General features: G+C 71.2%; 16 protein-coding genes and 1 tRNA gene. 4 read left to right on the forward strand and 13 right to left on the reverse strand.

Features of this window, described 5'->3' with window-relative positions; translation table 11 throughout:
* Positions 1–171 precede the first annotated feature (171 nt).
* Genes nrdE through nrdH form a run of 3 tightly spaced genes read right to left on the reverse strand, consistent with a single transcriptional unit; the run spans position 172 to position 3070 of the window.
* Positions 172–2349, reverse strand: a complete 2178-nt coding sequence (gene nrdE, locus G6R13_RS02275; protein WP_123244149.1) for a class 1b ribonucleoside-diphosphate reductase subunit alpha — start codon at positions 2347–2349, stop codon at positions 172–174.
* Positions 2346–2813: a class Ib ribonucleoside-diphosphate reductase assembly flavoprotein NrdI gene (gene nrdI, locus G6R13_RS02280; RefSeq protein ID WP_004167610.1), complete on the reverse strand. Its 468-nt coding sequence runs from the start codon at positions 2811–2813 to the stop codon at positions 2346–2348. Before nrdI ends, nrdE begins: the two co-directional genes overlap by 4 nt.
* A gap of 11 nt (positions 2814–2824) precedes the next feature.
* Positions 2825–3070 carry a glutaredoxin-like protein NrdH gene (gene nrdH / locus G6R13_RS02285; RefSeq protein WP_036313172.1) on the reverse strand — a complete coding sequence of 82 codons (246 nt, stop codon included), beginning with the start codon at positions 3068–3070 and terminating at the stop codon, positions 2825–2827.
* 411 nt (positions 3071–3481) lie between these two features.
* Here nrdH and G6R13_RS02290 point away from each other — a divergent pair, with 411 nt between their 5' ends.
* The gene (locus G6R13_RS02290) at positions 3482–3787 is read left to right on the forward strand and encodes a GNAT family N-acetyltransferase (RefSeq protein ID WP_036338933.1); all 306 of its coding nucleotides are present in this window, start codon (positions 3482–3484) and stop codon (positions 3785–3787) included.
* 9 nt (positions 3788–3796) lie between these two features.
* Here G6R13_RS02290 and G6R13_RS02295 read toward each other — a convergent pair whose 3' ends face one another.
* The 4 genes from G6R13_RS02295 to G6R13_RS02310 all read right to left on the reverse strand — a co-directional run bounded on the left by G6R13_RS02295 (position 3797) and on the right by G6R13_RS02310 (position 8118).
* Entirely contained in the window at positions 3797–4840 is a 1044-nt protein-coding gene (locus tag G6R13_RS02295) for a hypothetical protein (RefSeq protein ID WP_036338930.1), read from the reverse strand.
* A 202-nt stretch (positions 4841–5042) separates the two neighbouring features.
* Positions 5043–6113 (reverse strand): DUF305 domain-containing protein, encoded by a 1071-nt coding sequence (locus tag G6R13_RS02300; protein WP_123244150.1) that lies wholly within the window; start codon positions 6111–6113, stop codon positions 5043–5045.
* Positions 6114–6235: 122 nt separating this feature from the next.
* Positions 6236–7141 carry a class F sortase gene (locus G6R13_RS02305; RefSeq protein ID WP_063189606.1) on the reverse strand — a complete coding sequence of 302 codons (906 nt, stop codon included), beginning with the start codon at positions 7139–7141 and terminating at the stop codon, positions 6236–6238.
* 80 nt (positions 7142–7221) lie between these two features.
* Positions 7222–8118, reverse strand: coding sequence for a LysR family transcriptional regulator (locus G6R13_RS02310; RefSeq protein WP_123244151.1), 897 nt, complete (start codon positions 8116–8118; stop codon positions 7222–7224).
* A gap of 145 nt (positions 8119–8263) precedes the next feature.
* Here G6R13_RS02310 and gabT point away from each other — a divergent pair, with 145 nt between their 5' ends.
* Positions 8264–9586, forward strand: coding sequence for a 4-aminobutyrate--2-oxoglutarate transaminase (gabT, locus tag G6R13_RS02315; protein WP_036316964.1), 1323 nt, complete (start codon positions 8264–8266; stop codon positions 9584–9586).
* A gap of 78 nt (positions 9587–9664) precedes the next feature.
* On the opposite strand, the gene G6R13_RS02320 is transcribed toward gabT, so the two are convergent.
* A complete protein-coding gene (locus tag G6R13_RS02320) occupies positions 9665–9976 on the reverse strand; it encodes a hypothetical protein (protein WP_100057717.1) in 312 nt (103 codons plus the stop codon).
* A 192-nt stretch (positions 9977–10168) separates the two neighbouring features.
* On the opposite strand from G6R13_RS02320, the gene G6R13_RS02325 reads away from it, so the two are divergent.
* On the forward strand, positions 10169–11602 hold the full coding sequence (locus tag G6R13_RS02325; protein WP_073115388.1) for an APC family permease: 1434 nt from the start codon (positions 10169–10171) through the stop codon (positions 11600–11602).
* A gap of 82 nt (positions 11603–11684) precedes the next feature.
* Here G6R13_RS02325 and G6R13_RS02330 read toward each other — a convergent pair whose 3' ends face one another.
* The 3 genes from G6R13_RS02330 to G6R13_RS02340 are packed head-to-tail and all read right to left on the reverse strand — an operon-like array spanning position 11685 to position 16287.
* Entirely contained in the window at positions 11685–13070 is a 1386-nt protein-coding gene (locus G6R13_RS02330) for an NAD-dependent succinate-semialdehyde dehydrogenase (protein WP_036340938.1), read from the reverse strand.
* The gene (locus G6R13_RS02335) at positions 13067–14728 is read right to left on the reverse strand and encodes an APC family permease (protein ID WP_036316957.1); all 1662 of its coding nucleotides are present in this window, start codon (positions 14726–14728) and stop codon (positions 13067–13069) included. The genes G6R13_RS02330 and G6R13_RS02335 overlap by 4 nt, the downstream gene beginning before the upstream one ends.
* Before the next feature lie 26 nt (positions 14729–14754).
* On the reverse strand, positions 14755–16287 hold the full coding sequence (locus G6R13_RS02340) for an NAD(P)/FAD-dependent oxidoreductase (RefSeq protein ID WP_041103003.1): 1533 nt from the start codon (positions 16285–16287) through the stop codon (positions 14755–14757).
* A gap of 161 nt (positions 16288–16448) precedes the next feature.
* Between G6R13_RS02340 and G6R13_RS02345 the strand changes: the two genes are divergently transcribed.
* Positions 16449–17141 (forward strand): TetR/AcrR family transcriptional regulator, encoded by a 693-nt coding sequence (locus G6R13_RS02345; RefSeq protein WP_036381598.1) that lies wholly within the window; start codon positions 16449–16451, stop codon positions 17139–17141.
* A gap of 96 nt (positions 17142–17237) precedes the next feature.
* Here the strand turns inward: G6R13_RS02345 and G6R13_RS02350 are convergent, their stop codons facing one another.
* Together G6R13_RS02350 and G6R13_RS02355 are read right to left on the reverse strand one after the other, a co-directional pair.
* On the reverse strand, positions 17238–18317 hold the full coding sequence (locus tag G6R13_RS02350; protein ID WP_036340945.1) for a hypothetical protein: 1080 nt from the start codon (positions 18315–18317) through the stop codon (positions 17238–17240).
* A gap of 243 nt (positions 18318–18560) precedes the next feature.
* A tRNA-Ala gene (locus G6R13_RS02355) sits at positions 18561–18636 on the reverse strand.
* Positions 18637–18701 lie beyond the last annotated feature (65 nt).

Raw genomic sequence — 18701 nt, forward strand, 5'->3', positions numbered from 1 at the left:
AGTCTAGGCCCGCAGGGGCAGCGGCAGCCACTCGGGCAGGTCCGGGCTCACGACGTCGTGGGCCCGCCCCGCCCGGCCAGGCGCGCCGCTCCACTTCGCGGCGGGAAATCGAGCGCACCTGCGCTCAGAAGCGCGGAATACGCCGGATTTCCCGCCTCGAAGGGCTGGCTGTCAGAGCATGCAGCTGACGCAGCCCTCGACCTCGGTGCCCTCCAGCGCGAGCTGGCGCAGGCGGATGTAGTAGATCGTCTTGATGCCCTTCGTCCACGCGTAGATCTGCGCGCGGTTCAGGTCACGGGTGGTGGCCGTGTCCTTGAAGAACAGCGTCAGGGACAGGCCCTGGTCCACGTGCTGCGTCGCCGCGGCGTACGTGTCGATGATCTTCTCGTAGCCGATCTCGTACGCGTCCTCGTAGTACTCGAGGTTCTCGTTGGTGAGGTACGGCGCCGGGTAGTACACGCGGCCGAGCTTGCCCTCCTTGCGGATCTCGATCTTCGAGGCCACCGGGTGGATCGAGGAGGTCGAGTTGTTGATGTAGGAGATCGAGCCCGTCGGCGGGACGGCCTGCAGGTTGCGGTTGAAGATGCCGTGCTCCATGACGGAGGCCTTCAGCTCACGCCAGTCGTCCTGCGTGGGCAGGGCGATGCCGGCCTCGGCGAACAGCTCGGCGACGCGCTCGGTGGCGGGCGCCCACTCCTGGTCCGTGTACTTGTCGAAGAACTCCCCCGAGGCGTACTTCGAGTCCTCGAACCCGCCGAACCGCTGGCCGGTCTCGATGGCGATCCGGTTCGAGGCCCGCAGCGCGTGGAACAGCACCGCGTAGAAGTACATGTTCGTGAAGTCGATGCCCTCCTCCGAGCCGTAGTGGACGCGCTCGCGCGCCAGGTAGCCGTGGAGGTTCATCTGCCCCAGGCCGATGGCGTGGGAGGCCGCGTTGCCCTTGGCGATGGACGGCACCGACTGGATGTCGGACATGACCGACACGGCCGTCAGCGCACGGATCGCGGTCTCCACGGACCGGCCGAAGTCCGGCGAGTCCATGGTCTTGGCGATGTTCATCGAGCCGAGGTTGCAGGAGATGTCCTGGCCCACGTGGGCGTAGCTCAGGTCCTCGTTGTACTCGGAGGCCTCGGAGACCTGCAGGATCTCGGAGCACAGGTTGGACATGGTGATGCGGCCCTTGATCGGGTTCGCGGCGTTCACGGTGTCCTCGAACACGACGTACGGGTAGCCGGACTCGAACTGGATCTCGGCGATGGTCTGGAAGAACTCACGCGCGCTGATCTTGGTCTTCTTGATCCGCGCGTCGTCGACCATCTCGTAGTACTTCTCGGTCACGGAGATCTCGGAGAACGGCACCCCGTAGACGCGCTCGACGTCGTACGGCGAGAACAGGTACATGTCCTCGTTCTTCTTCGCCAGCTGGAACGTGATGTCCGGGATCACGACGCCGAGGGAGAGGGTCTTGATGCGGATCTTCTCGTCCGCGTTCTCGCGCTTGGTGTCGAGGAAGCGGTGGATGTCCGGGTGGTGCGCGTTGAGGTACACCGCGCCGGCGCCCTGGCGCGCGCCGAGCTGGTTGGCGTAGGAGAAGGAGTCCTCGAGGAGCTTCATCACGGGGATGACGCCGGAGGACTGGTTCTCGATCTGCTTGATGGGCGCGCCGTGCTCGCGGATGTTGGTCAGCGAGAGGGCCACGCCGCCGCCGCGCTTGGACAGCTGCAGGGCGGAGTTGATGCCGCGGGCGATCGACTCCATGTTGTCCTCGATGCGCAGCAGGAAGCAGGAGACGAGCTCACCGCGCTGCTTCTTGCCCGAGTTGAGGAACGTGGGGGTGGCCGGCTGGAAGCGGCCGGCGATCATCTCGTCCACCAGGTGGGTGGCCAGCTCCTGGTCGCCCCGGGCCAGGTGGAGGGCGACGACGGCGACGCGGTCCTCGTAGCGCTCGAGGTAGCGCTTGCCGTCGAAGGTCTTCAGGGCGTACGAGGTGTAGAACTTGAACGCGCCGAGGAAGGTCGGGAAGCGGAACTTGGCCTTGTAGGCACGATCGAACAGGCCCCGGATGAACTCGAAGGGGTACTGCTCGAACGTCTCGGTCTCGTAGTAGTCGTTCTTCTGCAGGTAGTCGAGCTTCTCCTCCAGGTCGTGGAAGAACACCGTGTTGGTGTTGACGTGCTGCAGGAAGTACTGGCGCGCGGCCGCGTGGTCGGCCTCGAACTGGATGCGACCGTCGGCGCCGTAGAGGTTCAGCATGGCGTTGAGCTCGTGGTAGCCGAGGTTCTGCCACTCGGCGGGCATGTTCTTCGCCTGGCGGATGAGGTCCGCCTCGGTGGGTGCGGTGGTGGTCATGTCCACAGTCCTTCCAGGCCGCCGCGGACGCGTTCGACGTCGTCGGGCGTGCCCATCAGCTCGAATTTGTACATGAGGGGCACCTGGCACTTGCGGGAGATGATGTAGCCGGCCAGGCAGTAGCCCTCATGGAAGTTGGTGTTCCCGGACGCGATCACACCCCGAATCCAGTGACGGTTCTCCGGGACGTTGAGGAACTTGATCACCTGCTTCGGGACCGCGCCCGGCCCGCTGCCCCCGCCGTAGGTGGGGGTCATCAGGACGTACGGGGCGGTGGCCCCGAGGGTGGGCTCCCGGGTGATCAACGGCAGTCGAGCCACCCGGTCCTCGGGCAGCTCGAGCTTCTCGACGAAGCGGTGCGTGTAGTTGGAGGCGGAGGAGAAGTAGATCAGTCCCGCGTCGGTGGGGACGAGCCCCTGCGCCTCGGCCGAGCGGATGTGGCTCGGGTCCGCGGCGACGGTCATGTCGACTCCGGTCAGGCCACCGATGCCGCGGCGGACTCGGCGAGCTCGGCGATCTTGTCCGGGCGGAAGCCGGACCAGGAGTCGGTCTCGGTGACGACGACGGGGGCCTGCATGAAGCCGAGGGCACGGACGCGCTCGAGGGCGGCGGGGTCCTGGGACATGTCCACGACCTCGTAGGCGATGCCCTTCTTGTCCAGTGCACGGTAGGTGGCGTTGCACTGCACGCAGGCCGGCTTGGTGTACACGGTGACGGTCATGGCGATCCCTGTTCCTTCGTGGTCTCTGGTGGTCTGCGGGTGTCGGCGCGGCGCCCGCGAGGTGAATCACGGGGCGTGCCGAACATCTGCGTCGATACTACATCTAGTGATCACAGCCGGGAACCATCCCTACATGTAGTAGTCACACCGCTGTAGTTACGTATCCCCACCCTCTGCCCATCCTGTCCACACCCTGCTGTGCGAGACGATCCGCGCGGACATGCGGGACACGCCGGGACCGAGGTCGACTGTCCACAGCCGGTGGAGATCTCGGGGCCGGGTTCCCACAGCCGGAAAGTCGGGTTCGCCACGTCCGCGAGCGGCGTGTCCGGCCCCCGCGGACCACTACATGTAGGAGCCCGCCGCCGGCCGGCGTCGGAATACCCCGTGACCACCGGGGGTTGCCCCGGCATGAGCACCTCCCCCACCGTCACCCGCAATGACGCCGAGTCCCGCTACGAGCTCCACGACGGCGGCACACTGCTCGCCGTCCTCGACTTCCGGGACAACGGCGCGGCCGTCTCCCTGAACCGCGCGTTCACCATCCCGGTGCACCGCGGCCGGGGCCACGCCGCCGCGCTGACCGCGGGCGCCGTCGAGGACATCGCGACGAACGGCGGCCCCGCAGGGGGCCGCCGCATCGTGCCGATGTGCTGGTACGTCGCCCAGTGGTTCGACGAGCACCCGGAGAAGAGCGCGCTGCTCGCGCCCCGCTGACCGGCGCGGTCAGGCCGCGACGCGGTGCCGGCGCACCACGGCCAGGACGCCCGCGGCCAGCACCGCGACGGCGACGGGCCACGCCGCCGGACCACGCCCGGTCTCGACCGTGTCCGGCACCGTGTGCTCGCCGTCGGCCGGATCCGCAGGGGTCTCGGGCTCCGCCGGCGAGGTGGGAGTGTCGGGATCGGCCGGCTGGCCCGGAGCGTCGTCGAACGGGCCGGCCACGGGGAAGGTCACGAACCCCGGGATCCGCCCGTTCTCCCAGTCGTAGAGGTCCACGCGGGGATCGCCGAACCGCACGGTCACCGTCCGCGTCGTCGTCACGCCGTCCCTCGTGGCCCGCAGGGTGACGGTGTCGGATCCGGTGAAGCCCTCGGGCGCCTGGTACACGTAGCCGCGCGGCCCGCCGGTCTCCTCCTCCGTCACCTCGACGACCCGACCCTCGGCCGGGCCCGCGACGAGCGTCAGCGGCGCCGCCTCATCGCCCGTGTACGAGGAGATGAACACGTGTCGCTCCCCCGGCGCCGCGAGCAGGGTGGTGTCCCAGGCGGTGGGGAGCATGTGGAAGCCGAGCTCATGACGCTGGTCGGCGCGCAGCGGCTCGCCCGGGTCAGCGTCGGTGAGGTCGGCGTCCGGACCGTAGGTGAGGGCGGCCACCTCGCCGCCCAGGACGTAGAGGGTGTAGACGACGGGACCGGTCCCCGACTCGCCCAGGCTCCGCCGGGCCGCGGCGACGTCGAAGTCACCGCGCTCCAACTCGTCGTCGTACGTGAACGGGACCTCGGTCTCGGCGCCGCGGGCCTCCCCCTCCAGCACCGGAGCCACCGTCAGGCGGACGTCGGACTCGTCCACCTCGAACTCGGTGCCGAAGGAGGCACCGGTCTCACCCTCCGCGCCGGCCACGAGGAAGGATCCGCCGGGCAGGCCGTGCTCGGCGGTCCATCCAGCGGGGTGGGCGGGTGAGGCGAGGGCAGGGGTCGCCCCCAGGCCGGTGAGAAGGACGCCGGCGCCCAGGGCGGCGGCAAGGCGGGTCGGTCGGGCGGTGCGCATCGTGCTCCTCCAGGGGTGCGGTGCTGCGACGGGCCGAAGGGTTCTCCGGCTCGGACGCCCGAGGTCGACCGGATGCCGCACTCGCCGCTTCGGCACGAATCTACGCCGCGCGGACGTGAGGCGGGTCACTGTCCGGTGACGAAGCGCTATCGACTCGGTCACGGCGACGCGCGATGCGGATCGGGCCGGCCGGCGCCGCGCGTCAGCGGGACGCGCTGGGCGAGGGGCTCGCCCCGGAGGAGGGGCGCGGGGTGGCCTGCGCCGTGTCGGCCGGGCTGGGCGACGGGCTCGCCGACGCGGCGTCCCGCCCCCGCTGGTCCTCGGCGTCCCGGCCGGAGGCGCTGGCGGAGCCCGACGCGCTGGAGGAACTGGGCGAGCTCGACGACGGCAGCACCGGCTTCTGGGTGGCGCGGAAGTTGCGCACCCGCTGCAGCGGCTCCGGGACGAAGTCCGAGGGGACGGAGCCGCCGTCGGCGCCGGTGCCCTCGATCTTGATGGGGCCGGTGAACCCGGACGGTTCCGCCGTGCGCGCCCCGCTCGACCCGATCACGCCCATCTCCGCGAGCGTCGCGGCCAAACTCTCCAGCTCCTTGCGGTGGCCCTCGACCACGCTGGAGGCCAGCTCCTTCGCCGCGTCGTCCGAGCCGTCCTCCGCCTCCGTGGCGGAGATCGTCAGCGCGCCCTGATAGAGGCGGCGCATCTGGAGCAGGTAGATCCGTCCTGCCTCCTCCGGCTCGGCGGCGGCCAGCACGTTCTTCTCCCGGTCGGACAGGAGTCCGGCGCGCAGCTCGTCGCCCACGATCTCCGCCGGCTCCGCGTCCTCCGTGGACTCGGGCTGCGCAGACGGGGTCGCCTCGGCACCCGCACCGCGCACGTCATCCGAGGGGACGCCCCAGCCCTCGAGCATCGACTCGAGCCGGCCCGCCCGCTCCTCGTGCTCGGACTTCATCCGTTCGGCGGTGGCCCGGATCTCCTGGTCCACGCCGTCCTTGCCCAGCACCTGATCGGACTGCTGGATCGCGTCGCGGTGGTTGCGCAGCAGCAGACCCGCGAACTGGATGTCCGCCGCGAGCGGGTCGGCGGACGTCTGGCTGGGGCTGGCCAGCACGCCCTCCAGGTAGGTGTTCCCCGCCTCCGTGCCACCGGTCTGTCCGGGCTCCTCGGCGACGCTGCAGCCGCCGGTGGCCAGGGTGATGCTCAGGAGCGCCCCTCCGACGGCCACGCTCCAGCGGCGGGGGTGCACGCGGGCGGGGGCGATGTCGGCTCGGCTCATGGGCGCAGGTCCTCTCGGCGGTCGTCACCCGGTCACGGGGTCAAGGGCGGTCCGACGCGGTCGGCCGCCCCGGCCTCCCCAGGGTACCCCTCCGGCCTCCCGGCCCCGGGGTCGCCGCGGCCTCAGGCGACGCGGGTGGCCTGCACCACCCAGTTGTTGAAGGCGTTCCCGGCCATCCCGGTGCCCGGCACGAGGTCGCACGTGATCAGCGTGACCTTCGCGTCGTCGCCCCCGGGCTCCCATGCCCAGCGGTGCGACGGATCCTGGGTGAGCGCCTCCTTCTCCACCGAGACCGCGTCCGCGTCCGCCTCGAAGGCGGCCTGCGTGCCGTCGTCGTATGTCACCACGACGACGGCACCCGCGCGCACGTCGCCCAGGTTCCAGAACACGTCCCGCACGCCGTGGTAGACGACGTGCCCGGCCAGGACCCCCGCGTACCGGGACCGCTCCCCCGGCGTGGTGCCCCACTGCGGCGGGCCGTACCAGCCGACCGTCTGTGGCTCCGGGTCCAGGTCGCCGCCCTCATCCAACTGCGTGAGGTCGATCCCCGCTCCGACGATCTGCTCGCCGTCCTGGTGGACGTCCACGTGCACGGGCGTCGCCGTGACCTCGTCCCACGGGGCGGCGGGGCCGGAGAGGTGGGCGGCCGCGGCGGGGGTCGGCTCCTCGGACGGTGCCGGCTCCTCGGACGGCGCCGGCTCCTCGGTGGGGGTCGGCTCCTCGGACGGCGTGGGTGTGCCGGCGAGCTCCTGGGTCTCGACGGGAACCGCCGCCTCCCGCGTGGGTGACGCCGAGGACGGGCTCGGCGTCGGGGTCGGGGTGGCCGTCGTTGCGGGGCTGGGCGTGAAGCGTGCCGAGGACGGCGACGGCGACGGCGACGGGGTCGCGGACGCCGTGGCGCTGAGGGTGGGGGCGGCGCTGATCGGCACGGCGCCGACCGCCAGCACCCCGCGCAGCGCGAGGAACACGAGTCCCAGGCACAGCAGCACCAGGACCACCCACAGGGCGCGTCGGACGGTGGTGTTCATCCGGGTTCTCCCCTCGTGTGCATCGACGCGGCCCGCCCGGGGCCGCGTCCGACGACGGCATGGTCTCACGCGCTCCGGCCTCAGCGCGGCGCGTCGTCCCCGGGCTCGGCATAGCGGTCCCGGACGAAGGCCTGCAGCCGACGGGCGATTTTCTCCAGCGTCGCGGTGGCGAAGTGGTCCTCCCGCCACGCCGCGTGCAGTCGCACCGCGAGCGCCCGCCCCTGCGCGATGACCCGCACCGGCGTCAGCTCGAAGGCCGGGTCCTCGGTGACGACGGCGACGCCCGCCCCCGTCGCGACCAGGGCCTGGGCCACCCGCCCGGAGTTCGCCTCGACGAGGGCCGGCGGCGTGAGGCCCGCCACGGCCACGGCGCCGTCGAGGACGCGCCGCGCCATGAAGGTGCGGGCGGGTGCGACGACCGGCTGGGCCACGAGGTCGTCGAGGGACACCCGCGTCCGGCCCGCCCAGGGGTGGCCCGGGGCGACGTACGCCCAGACCGGCAGGTCCATCAGCGGCAGCGACGCGACGGAGGGCGGCGGCACCGTCGGCATCACCACGAGGTCGTGCCGCGCGACGGCGTCGAGCAGCGAGTCGTCCAGCTGGGTCTCCGCGACGCGCGGGCGCGGGTCCTCCTCCCCGAAGGTGGCCACGAACGGCAGCACGACGTCGATGAGGGTGGTGCCCGGTGCGGCCACGGCCACGTCCGTGAGCCGACCGGAGGCGAGCGTGCGGGCCGCCTGCTCCGCCCGGCGATGGGCGACGAGGACCTCGCGCGCCACCGGGAGGAACGCCTCGCCGGCCGTCGTCAGCTCGAGCCGGCCGCCGACCCGGGCGAACAGTGGCAGGCGCAGCTCACGCTGAAGCCGCTGCAGCTGCCGACTGAGCGCGGACTGCACGAGATCCAGGCGGATCGCGGCCCCCGAGACCGTGCCGACCTCGGCCACCGTGACGAAGGCCCTGAGCAGTTTCTCCTCCATGCCGGATAAGCATAGCCTCCATGCCGGATCATCACTGGACGGCATGGCCTCGACGCCCCACCATGGGAGGACGCGGCCCGACGCGTCGTCGTCGTGCCCACCCGTCGTCCCCGCTCCCCGTGAGCCGTCCCCAGGAGGCATCCCCATGACCGCCACCCCCGACCTCGAGCAGACCCGCCATCTGGCCACCGAGCTGCCCGGCCCACGCTCCCGTGAGCTCGCCGAGCGCCAGAAGCGCGCCGTCCCAGCCGGCGTGGCCACCACGATGCCGGTGTACGCGGCCCGCGCCGCGGGCGGCATCCTCGAGGACGTGGACGGCAACCGCCTGATCGATCTGGCCTCCGGCATCGCCGTCACCTCCGTGGGCGCCTCCCACCCGCGCGTCGTGGCCGCCGTCCAGGAGCAGGTCGCGCAGTTCACCCACACCTCGTTCATGATCACGCCCTACGAGGGCTACGTGGCCGTGGCCGAGCAGCTGGACCGCACCAGCCCGATCCCCGGCGAGACCCGCACCGCCCTGTTCAATTCCGGCGCCGAGGCCGTGGAGAACGCCGTCAAGGTGGCCCGCGCCTACACCGGCAAGCAGGCCGTGGCCGCGTTCGACCACGCCTATCACGGCCGCACCACCCTGACGATGGCGCTGACCGCCAAGTCCATGCCCTACAAGCACAGCTTCGGACCGTTCGCCCCCGAGATCTACCGCGTGCCCGGCTCCTACCCGCTGCGGGACGGCCTGTCCGGCGCCGAGGCCGCGCAGCGCGCCATCTCCGCGCTGGAGAAGCAGATCGGTGCCGACAACCTGGCCGCCGTGATCATGGAGCCGATCCAGGGCGAGGGCGGCTTCATCGTCCCGGCCGAGGGCTTCCTGCCGGCCGTGGTCGAGTGGTGCAAGGCCAACGACGTCCTGTTCATCGCGGACGAGGTCCAGTCCGGCATCGCCCGCACCGGCGCCTGGTTCGCCTCCGAGACCGAGGGCATCGAGCCGGACCTGATGGCGACCGCCAAGGGCATCGCCGGCGGCATGCCGCTCTCCGGCGTCACCGGCCGCGCCGAGGTGATGGACTCCGTGCACCCGGGCGGCCTCGGGGGCACCTACGGCGGCAACCCCGTCGCCACGGCGGCGGCGCTCGCCGTGTTCGAGGCCGTCGAGGAGGACGGTCTCCTGGAGAAGGCCCGCCGGATCGAGCAGGTCATCCGCGAGCACTTCGCGCAGAACGCCGACGACCGCATCGCCGAGGTCCGCGGCCGCGGCGCGATGATGGCGATCGAGTTCGTGGACCCCGCCACCGGCGAGCCGGACGCGACGCTGACCGCCACCGTGGCCGCGGCCGTGCGCGCCGCCGGCGTCATCCTGCTCACCTGCGGCACCTACGGCAACGTCGTCCGCTTCCTGCCGCCGCTGACCATCGGTGAAGACCTCCTCAAGGAGGGCCTGAGCGAGGTCACGAAGGCGCTGCAGTCCGCCTGAGCCCCCGCCATCGGCGGACCGACGACGGCCCCGCATCCCTGCCCGGGATGCGGGGCCGTCCGCCTGTCGGTGGAGGACTCAGATGTCGTCCTCGTACGCGGGGCCGCCTTCGTTCTCCAGGGCCTCGAGGCGCCGGGACTTCTCGGCGGTGAAGATCCGGCGGACCCCCGTGCCGCCGAACTCGTCCTCCGGGACCAGCCCGACGCCGTACTTCCGCAGGGCCTTCTCCAGACGCAGACGCTCGTCCACCCGCAGGTCGGCCAGCCCCTTCTCGAAGCGGCGCAGCTGCTCCTTCTCGAGGCCGGCCGCGGTGGCCAGGGTGCGGACACTGACCTGGGCGAGAGCGCGGCCGGCGCGCGCCACGTCGAAGGTAATCGGGGTGGGGTACATCAGACATTCTCGATTCTGCAGTTCTCGACGGGGATCCGGTCCATGATGGCCACGCCCCGGATGAAGGGACAAGGGCGCGCCAGCCTAGAACCCGCTGTGTGACAGGCGCGTCACTGACGGAGACGGCCCCGGCCGACGATCGGGGAGAATATGGCGGTCATCACTTCCCCACCCCCCGAGAAAGGGGGCTCCATGAGCCACGTGACCTCCTCCCCGCCCGCGACAGGGCCGGGTCTCAAGAAGACCCTCTCGTCGCTCGACGCCTACGCCATGGGCTTCGGCGCCATGATCGGCTTCGGCTGGGTCGTCCTCGTGGGCGGCTGGCTCAAGGACGCCGGCACCATGGGCTCGATCATCGCGATCGTCTCCGGCGGCCTGATCATGACCGTCGTCGCGCTGGTGTACGCCGAGCTCGTCGCAGCGATCCCGAAGGCCGGCGGCGAGCATCACTACCTGCTGCGTGGCATGGGCGCGCGGTGGAGCTTCCTCGGTTCGTGGGGCATCACGGGCGGCTACATCTCGATCGTCGCGTTCGAGGCCGTCGCCCTCCCCCGCACCGCCGCGTACATCTGGCCCGAGATCGAGTCGATCCCGCTGTGGAACGCCTTCGGCTCGGACGTCTACCTCGTCTGGGCGCTGGTCGGCGCCGGGGCCGCCGTGGTCATCACCTGGATCAACTACATCGGCGTCAAACTGGCCGGCATCGTGCAGACGATCGTCGTCGCCACGCTGCTCGTCATCGGCGCTCTCCTGGTGTTCGGGGCCGGAACGGGTGGCTCCGTCGCGAACTTCGAGCCCCTCTTCACGGACGCCCGGGGCCTCTTCACGGTGATGGTCGTCGTGCCGTTCCTCTTCGTGGGCTTCGACGTCATCCCGCAGTCGGCCGAGGAGCTCAACATGCCCCCTCGCCGCATGGGCGTGATGATCATCGTCTCGGTGGCCGCCGCGACCCTCTGGTACATCATGGTGATCCTGACGAACGCGTCCTCGATGCCCCGTGAGCAGCTCGTGAACTCCGACCTCGTGACGGCTGACGCCATGGCGGCCCTGTTCCACAGCCCGGCCATGGCCAACGTGCTGCTCGTGGGCGGCATGGCCGGCATCCTCACCTCCTGGATCGCCCTGCTCATGGGCGCGGCTCGCCTGCTCTACGCGATGGGCGTCTCGGGCATGCTGCCCCGCTGGTTCGGACACATCCACCCGAAGTACCGGACCCCGTCGAACGCGGTGCTGTTCATCGGCGTGCTCTCCATCGCGGCGCCGTTCTTCGGCGCGGGCGCCCTGGGCTGGTTCGTCGACTCCGGATCCCCGTCCATCGTGTTCACCTACATGATGGTCTGCGTCGTGTTCCTGCTCCTGCGCCGCCGCGAGCCGGAGATGGACCGCCCCTTCCGCGCGGGCGGCGCGACCGCCGGGCGAGTGCTGGGCGTGACCGGTGTGATCCTCACTGCGGGGCTGCTCAGCCTCTACATTCCGGGGATGCCCGCCTCCATCGCCCCGATGGCCTATGCCTTCTTCGGCCTGTGGTGGCTGCTCGGCTTCGTTTTCCTGTTCCGCATCCCGCGCGGGATCACCCCGGGCGAGGACGCAGAGGAGCGTCTGCTGGAACGTCTGGCGCGTCGCTGACCCACTGCTCCCGCCACGCCGGCGGGACGCGGACGGGCCCGCCTCCGGTCACCGGAGGCGGGCCCGTCGTCGTCGTGGGGTGTCAGTCCTGGACGAAGTACGTCTGCTTGTTGACGAACTCGTCCATGCCGAGCGGGCCGAGCTCGCGGCCGAAACCGGAGCGCTTGACGCCGCCGAACGGGATCTCCGCCCCCTCGCCCGCCGGCGTGTTGACGTTGGCCATGCCGACCTCGAGCTGCCGGGCGATCCGCTCGGCCTGGGCCTCGTCCTGGGAGAACACGGCGCCGCCCAGGCCGTACTGGGAGTCGTTGGCGAGGGCGAGCGCCTCGTCCGCGGACTCCACCTTGTAGACGACGGCGACGGGGCCGAAGAGCTCCTCGCGGTAGGCGTCCATCTCGGAGGTGACGCCCGTGATCACGGCCGGGGCGAAGCGGGCGCCCGCCTCGTCCGTGACGGTCCCGCCGACGTGGACGGTCGCGCCCTGCTGACGGGCCCGCTCCACCTGCTCGGCCAGGCCCTCGGCGGCACCGCGCGAGGACAGCGGGGTGAACACCGTCGGGTCCTCGTCGGCGGCCTCCCCGGGCTTCATGGCGTCGGCCAGGGACACCAGCTCGGCCACGAAGGCGTCATGGATGTCCGCCGAGACGATCATGCGCTTGTTGGAGTTGCAGGCCTGGCCCATGTTGTACATGCGGGTCGCCCACGCGGTGCGGGCGGCCTCGGCCGGATCCTCGGCGTCGAGCACGATGTACGGGTCCGACCCGCCGAGCTCGAGGACGGCCTTCTTGAGGTGCTGGCCCGCGAGCGCGCCGATCACGGAGCCGGCCCGCTCGGAGCCGGTCAGGGAGACGCCGGCCACGCGCGGGTCGGCGATGAACTCGGCGATCTGGTCGTGCGTGGCGAACACGTTGGTGTACACGCCGGCCGGCACGCCGGCGTCGTCCATGATCTGCTGCACGGCCAGGGCCGAGCGCGGGCAGATCTCGGCGTGCTTGAGCACGATCGCGTTGCCGAGCATGAGGTTCGGCGCGGCGAAACGGGCGATCTGGTAGTACGGGAAGTTCCACGGCATGACGCCCAGCAGCACACCCAGGGGCAGGTGGCGGATCATGGCGCGGCCGCCCCCGTAGGTCTCGATGGGGCGGTCCGCGGCGAGGGTGGGGCCCTTGTCCGCGAAGTAGCCGAAGATGGCCGAGCTGAACTCCGCCTCCTCGACGCCCTCGGTCACGCGCTTGCCCATCTCGGTGGCGATGATCTGCGCGAGCTCGTCTTTGCGCTCCTCGAAGAGGTCCGCGACCTTCTGCACGATGGTGGCGCGTTCCTCGATGGGGCGGGCGGCCCATGCGCGCTGGGCGGTCTCGGCGGCGGCCAGCACCTGGTCGACCTCACCGTCGGCGAGGGCGGGGAAGGTCTCCACGACCTGGTCGGTGCTGGGGTCCTGCACGCGATAGCCGGTGGGGGTGCTCATGAGTGGGTCCTCTCGTTGGGGTCCCGGACCACGGCAGTGCCGTCGTCGTCCGGACGGATGATCGGGATGGGTCGGGTCGAGTCCGTCTGCGGCAGGGTCTCGCCACGGAAGTAGGCCGGGTGGCGCAGCCGCGTCCACATCATCAGTACCACGCCGATGGCCAGCACGCCCATGCCCAGGATGAACACGGTGCCGACACCGAACACGGAGGAGCCGGAGCCGTAGTCGGGGTCGGTGGAGTCCATCGCGGTCACGCAGAACATCACCAGCAGCACGAGGCCGCCGATCAGCGGGAACAGGAAGGTGGTGAGGGCGTTGCCCACCGAGGTGAACCACTCGCGGCGGAAGTACCAGACGCAGGCCAGGGCGGTGATGCCGTAGTAGAAGCAGATCATCAGGCCCAGAGCGGTGATGGTGTCCCACAGGGCGTTCTCGGAGAGCAGCCGCGTGACGACGTAGAAGAGGCCGGCGAAGCCCGCGCACACCCAGGTCGCGAAGGCCGGGCTGTTGAACCGGGGGCTCAGCTCGGCGAAGCGCGCGGGCACAGCCCGGTAGAAGCCCATCGCCAGCAGGGTGCGGGCCGGGGAGACCATGGTGGACTGCAGGGAGGCCAGGGAGCTGACGAGGATCGCGCTGGACATGATCACGGCAAAGGGGCCCAGGATCGGGCCGGCGAGGACCGCGAAGATCGACTCCTGGTTGTCCGGGTTGCCCGCGCCCAGGCCCTCGGAGCCGATGCCCGCCCAGGAGATCACGGCCAGGGCGGACAGGATGTAGACGGCGATGATGACGAACACGGTGACGGCGGCGGCCCGGCCGGGGGTGCGCTCGGGGTCCTTGGTCTCCTCGTTCATCGTGAGGGTCACGTCCCAGCCCCAGAACAGGAAGATGGACAGGGAGACGCCGGCCGCGACCACACTGAAGTCGCCCGCGGTGAACGGGTTGAACCAGTCCAGCTGCACCGGGGTGGGGTCGAAGCCCGCGCCACGGGAGGACTGCGTCAGGGCGGCGACCGCGAACGCACCGAGGGCCAGGATCTGGAAGGCCACCAGGATGTACTGCAGGTGCTTGGTGGTCTCCATGCCGCGGTGCGAGATCCATCCGGCCAGGGCCAGGTACACCAGGGTCAGGGGGATGTTGACCCACAGGTTGCCGGCCAGGTCCGCGATGGCCTGGCTCCCGGTGATCTGGGCGAGCAGCAGGAACGTGAAGTCGACGGCGACGGCCGCCAGGTTGGACAGCACGATCACGGAGGCGGCGATGAGCCCCCAGCCGCCCATCCACCCGACATACGGCCCGAAGGCGTGCGTGGCCCAGGTGAACGACGTGCCGGAGTCCGGCACCCGCGTGTTCAGCGCCCGGTAGCCGAGGGCCACCAGGAGCATCGGGATGAAGCCGAGCAGCAGGATCGCGGGCACGTGGGTGCCGACGGTGCTGATGGTCGGCCCGAGGCCCGAGGTCAACGTGTAGGCGGGGGCGACGACGGAGACGCCGATCACCACCGCCCCGAGCAGGCCGACCTTGCCGGCCTGGAGCCCCTTGTTGCTCACCCCGCCCGGGTTGAGCAGGTTGACCTGCTCGATGGCGGAGGTGGTCGGGTACACGTGCTCGTGTCCCTCATTGTCGACGACGCGGCGTCGTGGGGTGGATGCGCTCATGAGGATGTCCTTGTCCGTCGGGCCGGTCAGCCGGTGGGCTGCCCCGCGTCGGTGGCTTCCCGCTCGGCGATGGCCAGGGCGGCGGCCTCGCCCATGCGGATCGCGCCGTCCACGTGCTGGTAGCCCTCGGCTGCGATGTCCGAGCACGCGTAGTGGATGGGACCGGTCGGGCGGTTCTGGAGGTGGCCCCAGCGGGAGAGCCCGCCGAGGTCGTAGCTGGTGGCGTAGGCGCCTCGGGTCCACTCCTCGGCGGCCATGTCCGAGAGGAAGAACGCGATCGGCTCGAGGGTCCGGGGGCCGAGGTACTCGGCCATGGCGCCGAGGATCGCGGCCTTGCGCTCCTCCTCCGGCAGGGCCCACATCTGCTCCGCGTACACGTCGGACACGAAGCCGACGAGGGTGCCGTGCGGGTCCTCCTTGCCCGGGGCGCCACCGGCCAGGTTCTCGCCGCGGTTGGTGTTGTCATAGATCTCCTGGACGAGACGGCCCCCACCGAAGCACGTGCCGGACAGGCCCTCCTCGCGCCAGAACGGGGTCTCGTACACGGCGTGCACCTTGATGACCAGGCCCATGGAGATGTGCTGGTGCGCGATCTGCTGCTCGCGCGGCATCGGCGGCTCGAAGGAGATGCGGCTGTAGAGGTTCGGCGGGACGGCCAGGACCGCGTAGCGGGCGTGCACCTCGTAGTCGTCAGTGAGCGCCACGACGTCGCCGGCGGCGCCGTCGTGCGCCACGCCGTTGCGCACGTCCGCGGCCACCCCGTTCTTCTCGTCCGCGGTGGACGGGTCCGGCTCGGCCCAGCGCAGGGTGCGCACCGGCTGGCCGAGGACGACGTCGTCGCCCAGCTCGGCGGCCATGGCCAGGGACACGGACTGCATGCCGCCCTCGACGCGCTTGTCCAGGATGAAGTCCTCGTCCACCAGGTTGCGGAACGACCCGGCCGAGGCGGACATGAGCAGCGCCTGGAGCAGGGAGAAGGTGTGGGAGGGCTTGGTCAGCATGCCGGAGGCGATGTAGATGGAGACGTTGTCGATGGCCTCCGGGTCGTCGGACTGCTGCTCCAGCCAGTGCCGGAAGGAGATCTTGTCCAGCTCGGCGGCCCGCGGGTGCTCCCACGGGGCGGCGGCGTCGATCTCGGCGGTCAGTTCGTCGATCTTGGCGATCAGGCGATCCATCTCCCGGTCCGTCTTCTCGGCCACCGGGAAGTCGAGGCCGTCGTAGACGTGGCGTTCTCCGCGCGGGTCCACGTAGACGTTGCGACCGTCGCGGAAGCGGGAGAACGTCGGCAGGCCGAGCTCCTCCACCAGGGAGATGAGGCGGGTCTGGTCCGGGGAGATCCACTGGCCGCCGATCTCGATGAAGTGGTCCTTGCCGTCGGCGCCCTCGACCAGGCCGTTCCAGGTGCGGCCGCCGACGCGCCGGCGAGCCTCCAGGACGGTGACGGACAGGCCCTGGGCCTTCGCGGTGCGGGCGGCCATGAGGCCGGCCGGGCCGGCGCCGATCACGACGACGTCGCTCGTCCGGCGCTCGCGGCCGGCGGTGGCGGGGGCGGTGGTCATGGGGTGCTCCTCTGGCGGGGACGGGGCATCGGGCGGGGCCCGGGTGAATGCCGTTCATTTAGAGTGTCGGCGCTCACTGTACGGGCCGCGCGCCGGGAAGGGAAGGCTGGTCCGTAGCCGGCCTGACACCTCCTGCCCGTCCGACGGGTCAGAATGGCCGGATGGACGAGACCACTGAACCGCCCCGGGCGCGCCGCCGCCGCGGACGACCTCTCTCCCCCGCTCTGAGCCGCGAAGCGATCGCGGACGCGGCGCTCGCGGTCGCCCGCACCGAGGGATACGAAGGGCTCACCATGGCGGCGGTCGGCCGTCGCCTGGGCGTGGCGCCGAGCGCGCTCTACAACCACATCAGCGGCAAGCATGAGCTGCTCGTCCTGCTGCAGGACGCCGTGATGGGCGAGGTCTCGCTCGTCGAGCTGGAGGCCGCGATCCGGGGCGAGGTGCCCGTCGTCGCCGCCCTGCGGGCGTGGGCGCGCTCCTACCGCGACGTCTTCGCGGCCCATCCGCCGCTGATCCCGCTCATCGCGACCCTGCCGATCGAGGGAGCCCCGTCGACGCAGCGGGTCTACGAGACGGTGTGCGCGGTGTTGGCCCGGACCGGTCTGGCGCCGGAGCAGGTGCTGGCCCGGGTGATCGCGCTCGAGTCGTTCATCTACGGGTCTGCGTACGACGTCGACGCTCCGGCCGACATCTTCGAGGTGGCGGGGGCGCAGGAGCGCCTGCCCGCGCTTGGCGCGGCCGCCGAGGCCTTCCGGGCGGGCGGGGGCACGCGCGCGACGGGGGCGCGGAACCCCTATGCGGACGCACCCTTCGAGGAGGGACTGGACCTGCTGCTCGCGGGCCTCGGCGACTGACCCGCGGACTGCCGGCCGCGTGTCAGGCCGGCACGGACGCGCCGCCCCTGTGTGTGAGAGGGGCGGCGCGTCGACGGGGCCGTGTGCGGCGGGCCGTCAGCGGGTCAGGCCGAGACGACGACGCGCCGCGACCAGCACCCCCGCGGCGGCGGCGCCGAGGCCGGCCAGCCACCAGCCGGTGGACTGCCCCGTCTCGACGGTGTCCGGGGTCGTGTGCTGCTCGTCGGCGTCGCCCTCGACCGGAGCGGTCTGCTCCTCCTCATCCTCCGGAGCCGGGGCGGCCTCGTCGCCCCGGAACGCGGCGAGCGCCGCTGCGGTGTCCGGGTCGGTCAGGTCGAGCGGCTTCCCGTTGAGGACGCCGTCCTCGGCATCGAGGAAGCCGTCGTACGCGGCGGAGATCTCCTCGCCGACATGCACGGTGACGGTCTGGACGTGGGCGACGTGGTCGCTGTGGAAGTCGACGGTGAAGGTGTCCGTACCGACGAAGCCCTCGTCGGGGATGTACCAGGCACGGAGCTCGGAGTGCTCCGAGTCACGGAACGCGAAGACCTCACCGTGGGCCGGTTCGGCCACGACCGTCGCGTAGGTGTTCTCCATCGTCGGCGCGGCGACCAGGTGGACGATCTCGGCGCCCGCCACCCCGGGTGCCAACTGCACGGCCGAGTCCCAGGCCAGGGGCCGGTCCCCGAGGTGGGCCATCTGCGGGCCGTCGACGGCGTGCACGGCCGCCCCCTGATCGTCGGCGAGGTCGGCGTCCGCCTGGAGCGTGATGCCCATGTTCAGCATCTGCCCGTCGGCCACGACGTCGTACCGCACGAGGCCTTCACCGGCCGCGCCGAGCGCGCGGCGGGTCTCCAGGACGTCCACCGCGCCGCCGTCGATGACGTCCAGGCCGGTGAACTCCACCTCCTGGCCGCCCTCCAGGCGGGTGCCGTCCTCGGCCACCGGGGTGAGCGTGAGCGTGAGGTCCTCCGGGTCGTAGCCGTCGTAGGTCTGGAAGAAGGCGGCGGTGACGTTCTCGTGGTCGACGGCCTGGAAGTAGCCGGCCTGGGGGCCATGGGCGTCGTCCCAGGCCGCGGCGGGGCCGGCGAGGGCGACGGTGGTGATGAGGCCGGCGGCGGCGACGGCGGCGGGCAGGTGACGGAGGGAGGGACGACGGGTACGGATGACGGACATGGCAGCTCCTCACTGAGTCAACCGGACAGGGCCGGCGGCCCCCGCCTCTGCAGCACCGGTGGTCCGGGCTCCACGGGTGGAGACGCCTCGAGTCTGTCCGCCGAGAGCCTGCCGTGAAAGGGCTGTGCGACGTCGATGCGTGATCGACGCTGGACCGCAACCCGGTCGTGACCGGTGGTTCTCGACGGCGAGCTGGCCGTCACGACGACGAAGGCCCGGTCCGCACGGACCGGGCCTTCTGACTGGTGGAGGTAAGGGGATTCGAACCCCTGACCTTCTGCATGCCATGCAGACGCGCTACCAACTGCGCCATACCCCCAGGTGGGTGGTGACTCCGTTTCCGGCGGACCGGCCGGAGCACCTGAACAGAATACCCGGCCTGCG

The sequence above is a fragment of the Micrococcus sp. Alg238-R198 genome (assembly GCF_900537135.1).
In the GTDB taxonomy this organism is placed as follows: domain Bacteria; phylum Actinomycetota; class Actinomycetes; order Actinomycetales; family Micrococcaceae; genus Micrococcus; species Micrococcus luteus.

Bases quoted from the DNA above. Each gene is read 5' to 3' on its own strand.
- nrdE (WP_123244149.1), bottom strand. From the start codon at position 2,349: ATGACCACCACCGCACCCACCGAGGCGGACCTCATCCGCCAGGCGAAG.
- nrdI (WP_004167610.1), bottom strand. From the start codon at position 2,813: ATGACCGTCGCCGCGGACCCGAGCCACATCCGCTCGGCCGAGGCGCAG.
- nrdH (WP_036313172.1), bottom strand. From the start codon at position 3,070: ATGACCGTCACCGTGTACACCAAGCCGGCCTGCGTGCAGTGCAACGCC.
- G6R13_RS02290 (WP_036338933.1), top strand. From the start codon at position 3,482: ATGAGCACCTCCCCCACCGTCACCCGCAATGACGCCGAGTCCCGCTAC.
- G6R13_RS02295 (WP_036338930.1), bottom strand. From the start codon at position 4,840: ATGCGCACCGCCCGACCGACCCGCCTTGCCGCCGCCCTGGGCGCCGGC.
- G6R13_RS02300 (WP_123244150.1), bottom strand. From the start codon at position 6,113: ATGAGCCGAGCCGACATCGCCCCCGCCCGCGTGCACCCCCGCCGCTGG.
- G6R13_RS02305 (WP_063189606.1), bottom strand. From the start codon at position 7,141: ATGAACACCACCGTCCGACGCGCCCTGTGGGTGGTCCTGGTGCTGCTG.
- G6R13_RS02310 (WP_123244151.1), bottom strand. From the start codon at position 8,118: ATGGAGGAGAAACTGCTCAGGGCCTTCGTCACGGTGGCCGAGGTCGGC.
- gabT (WP_036316964.1), top strand. From the start codon at position 8,264: ATGACCGCCACCCCCGACCTCGAGCAGACCCGCCATCTGGCCACCGAG.
- G6R13_RS02320 (WP_100057717.1), bottom strand. From the start codon at position 9,976: ATGTACCCCACCCCGATTACCTTCGACGTGGCGCGCGCCGGCCGCGCT.
- G6R13_RS02325 (WP_073115388.1), top strand. From the start codon at position 10,169: ATGAGCCACGTGACCTCCTCCCCGCCCGCGACAGGGCCGGGTCTCAAG.
- G6R13_RS02330 (WP_036340938.1), bottom strand. From the start codon at position 13,070: ATGAGCACCCCCACCGGCTATCGCGTGCAGGACCCCAGCACCGACCAG.
- G6R13_RS02335 (WP_036316957.1), bottom strand. From the start codon at position 14,728: ATGAGCGCATCCACCCCACGACGCCGCGTCGTCGACAATGAGGGACAC.
- G6R13_RS02340 (WP_041103003.1), bottom strand. From the start codon at position 16,287: ATGACCACCGCCCCCGCCACCGCCGGCCGCGAGCGCCGGACGAGCGAC.
- G6R13_RS02345 (WP_036381598.1), top strand. From the start codon at position 16,449: ATGGACGAGACCACTGAACCGCCCCGGGCGCGCCGCCGCCGCGGACGA.
- G6R13_RS02350 (WP_036340945.1), bottom strand. From the start codon at position 18,317: ATGTCCGTCATCCGTACCCGTCGTCCCTCCCTCCGTCACCTGCCCGCC.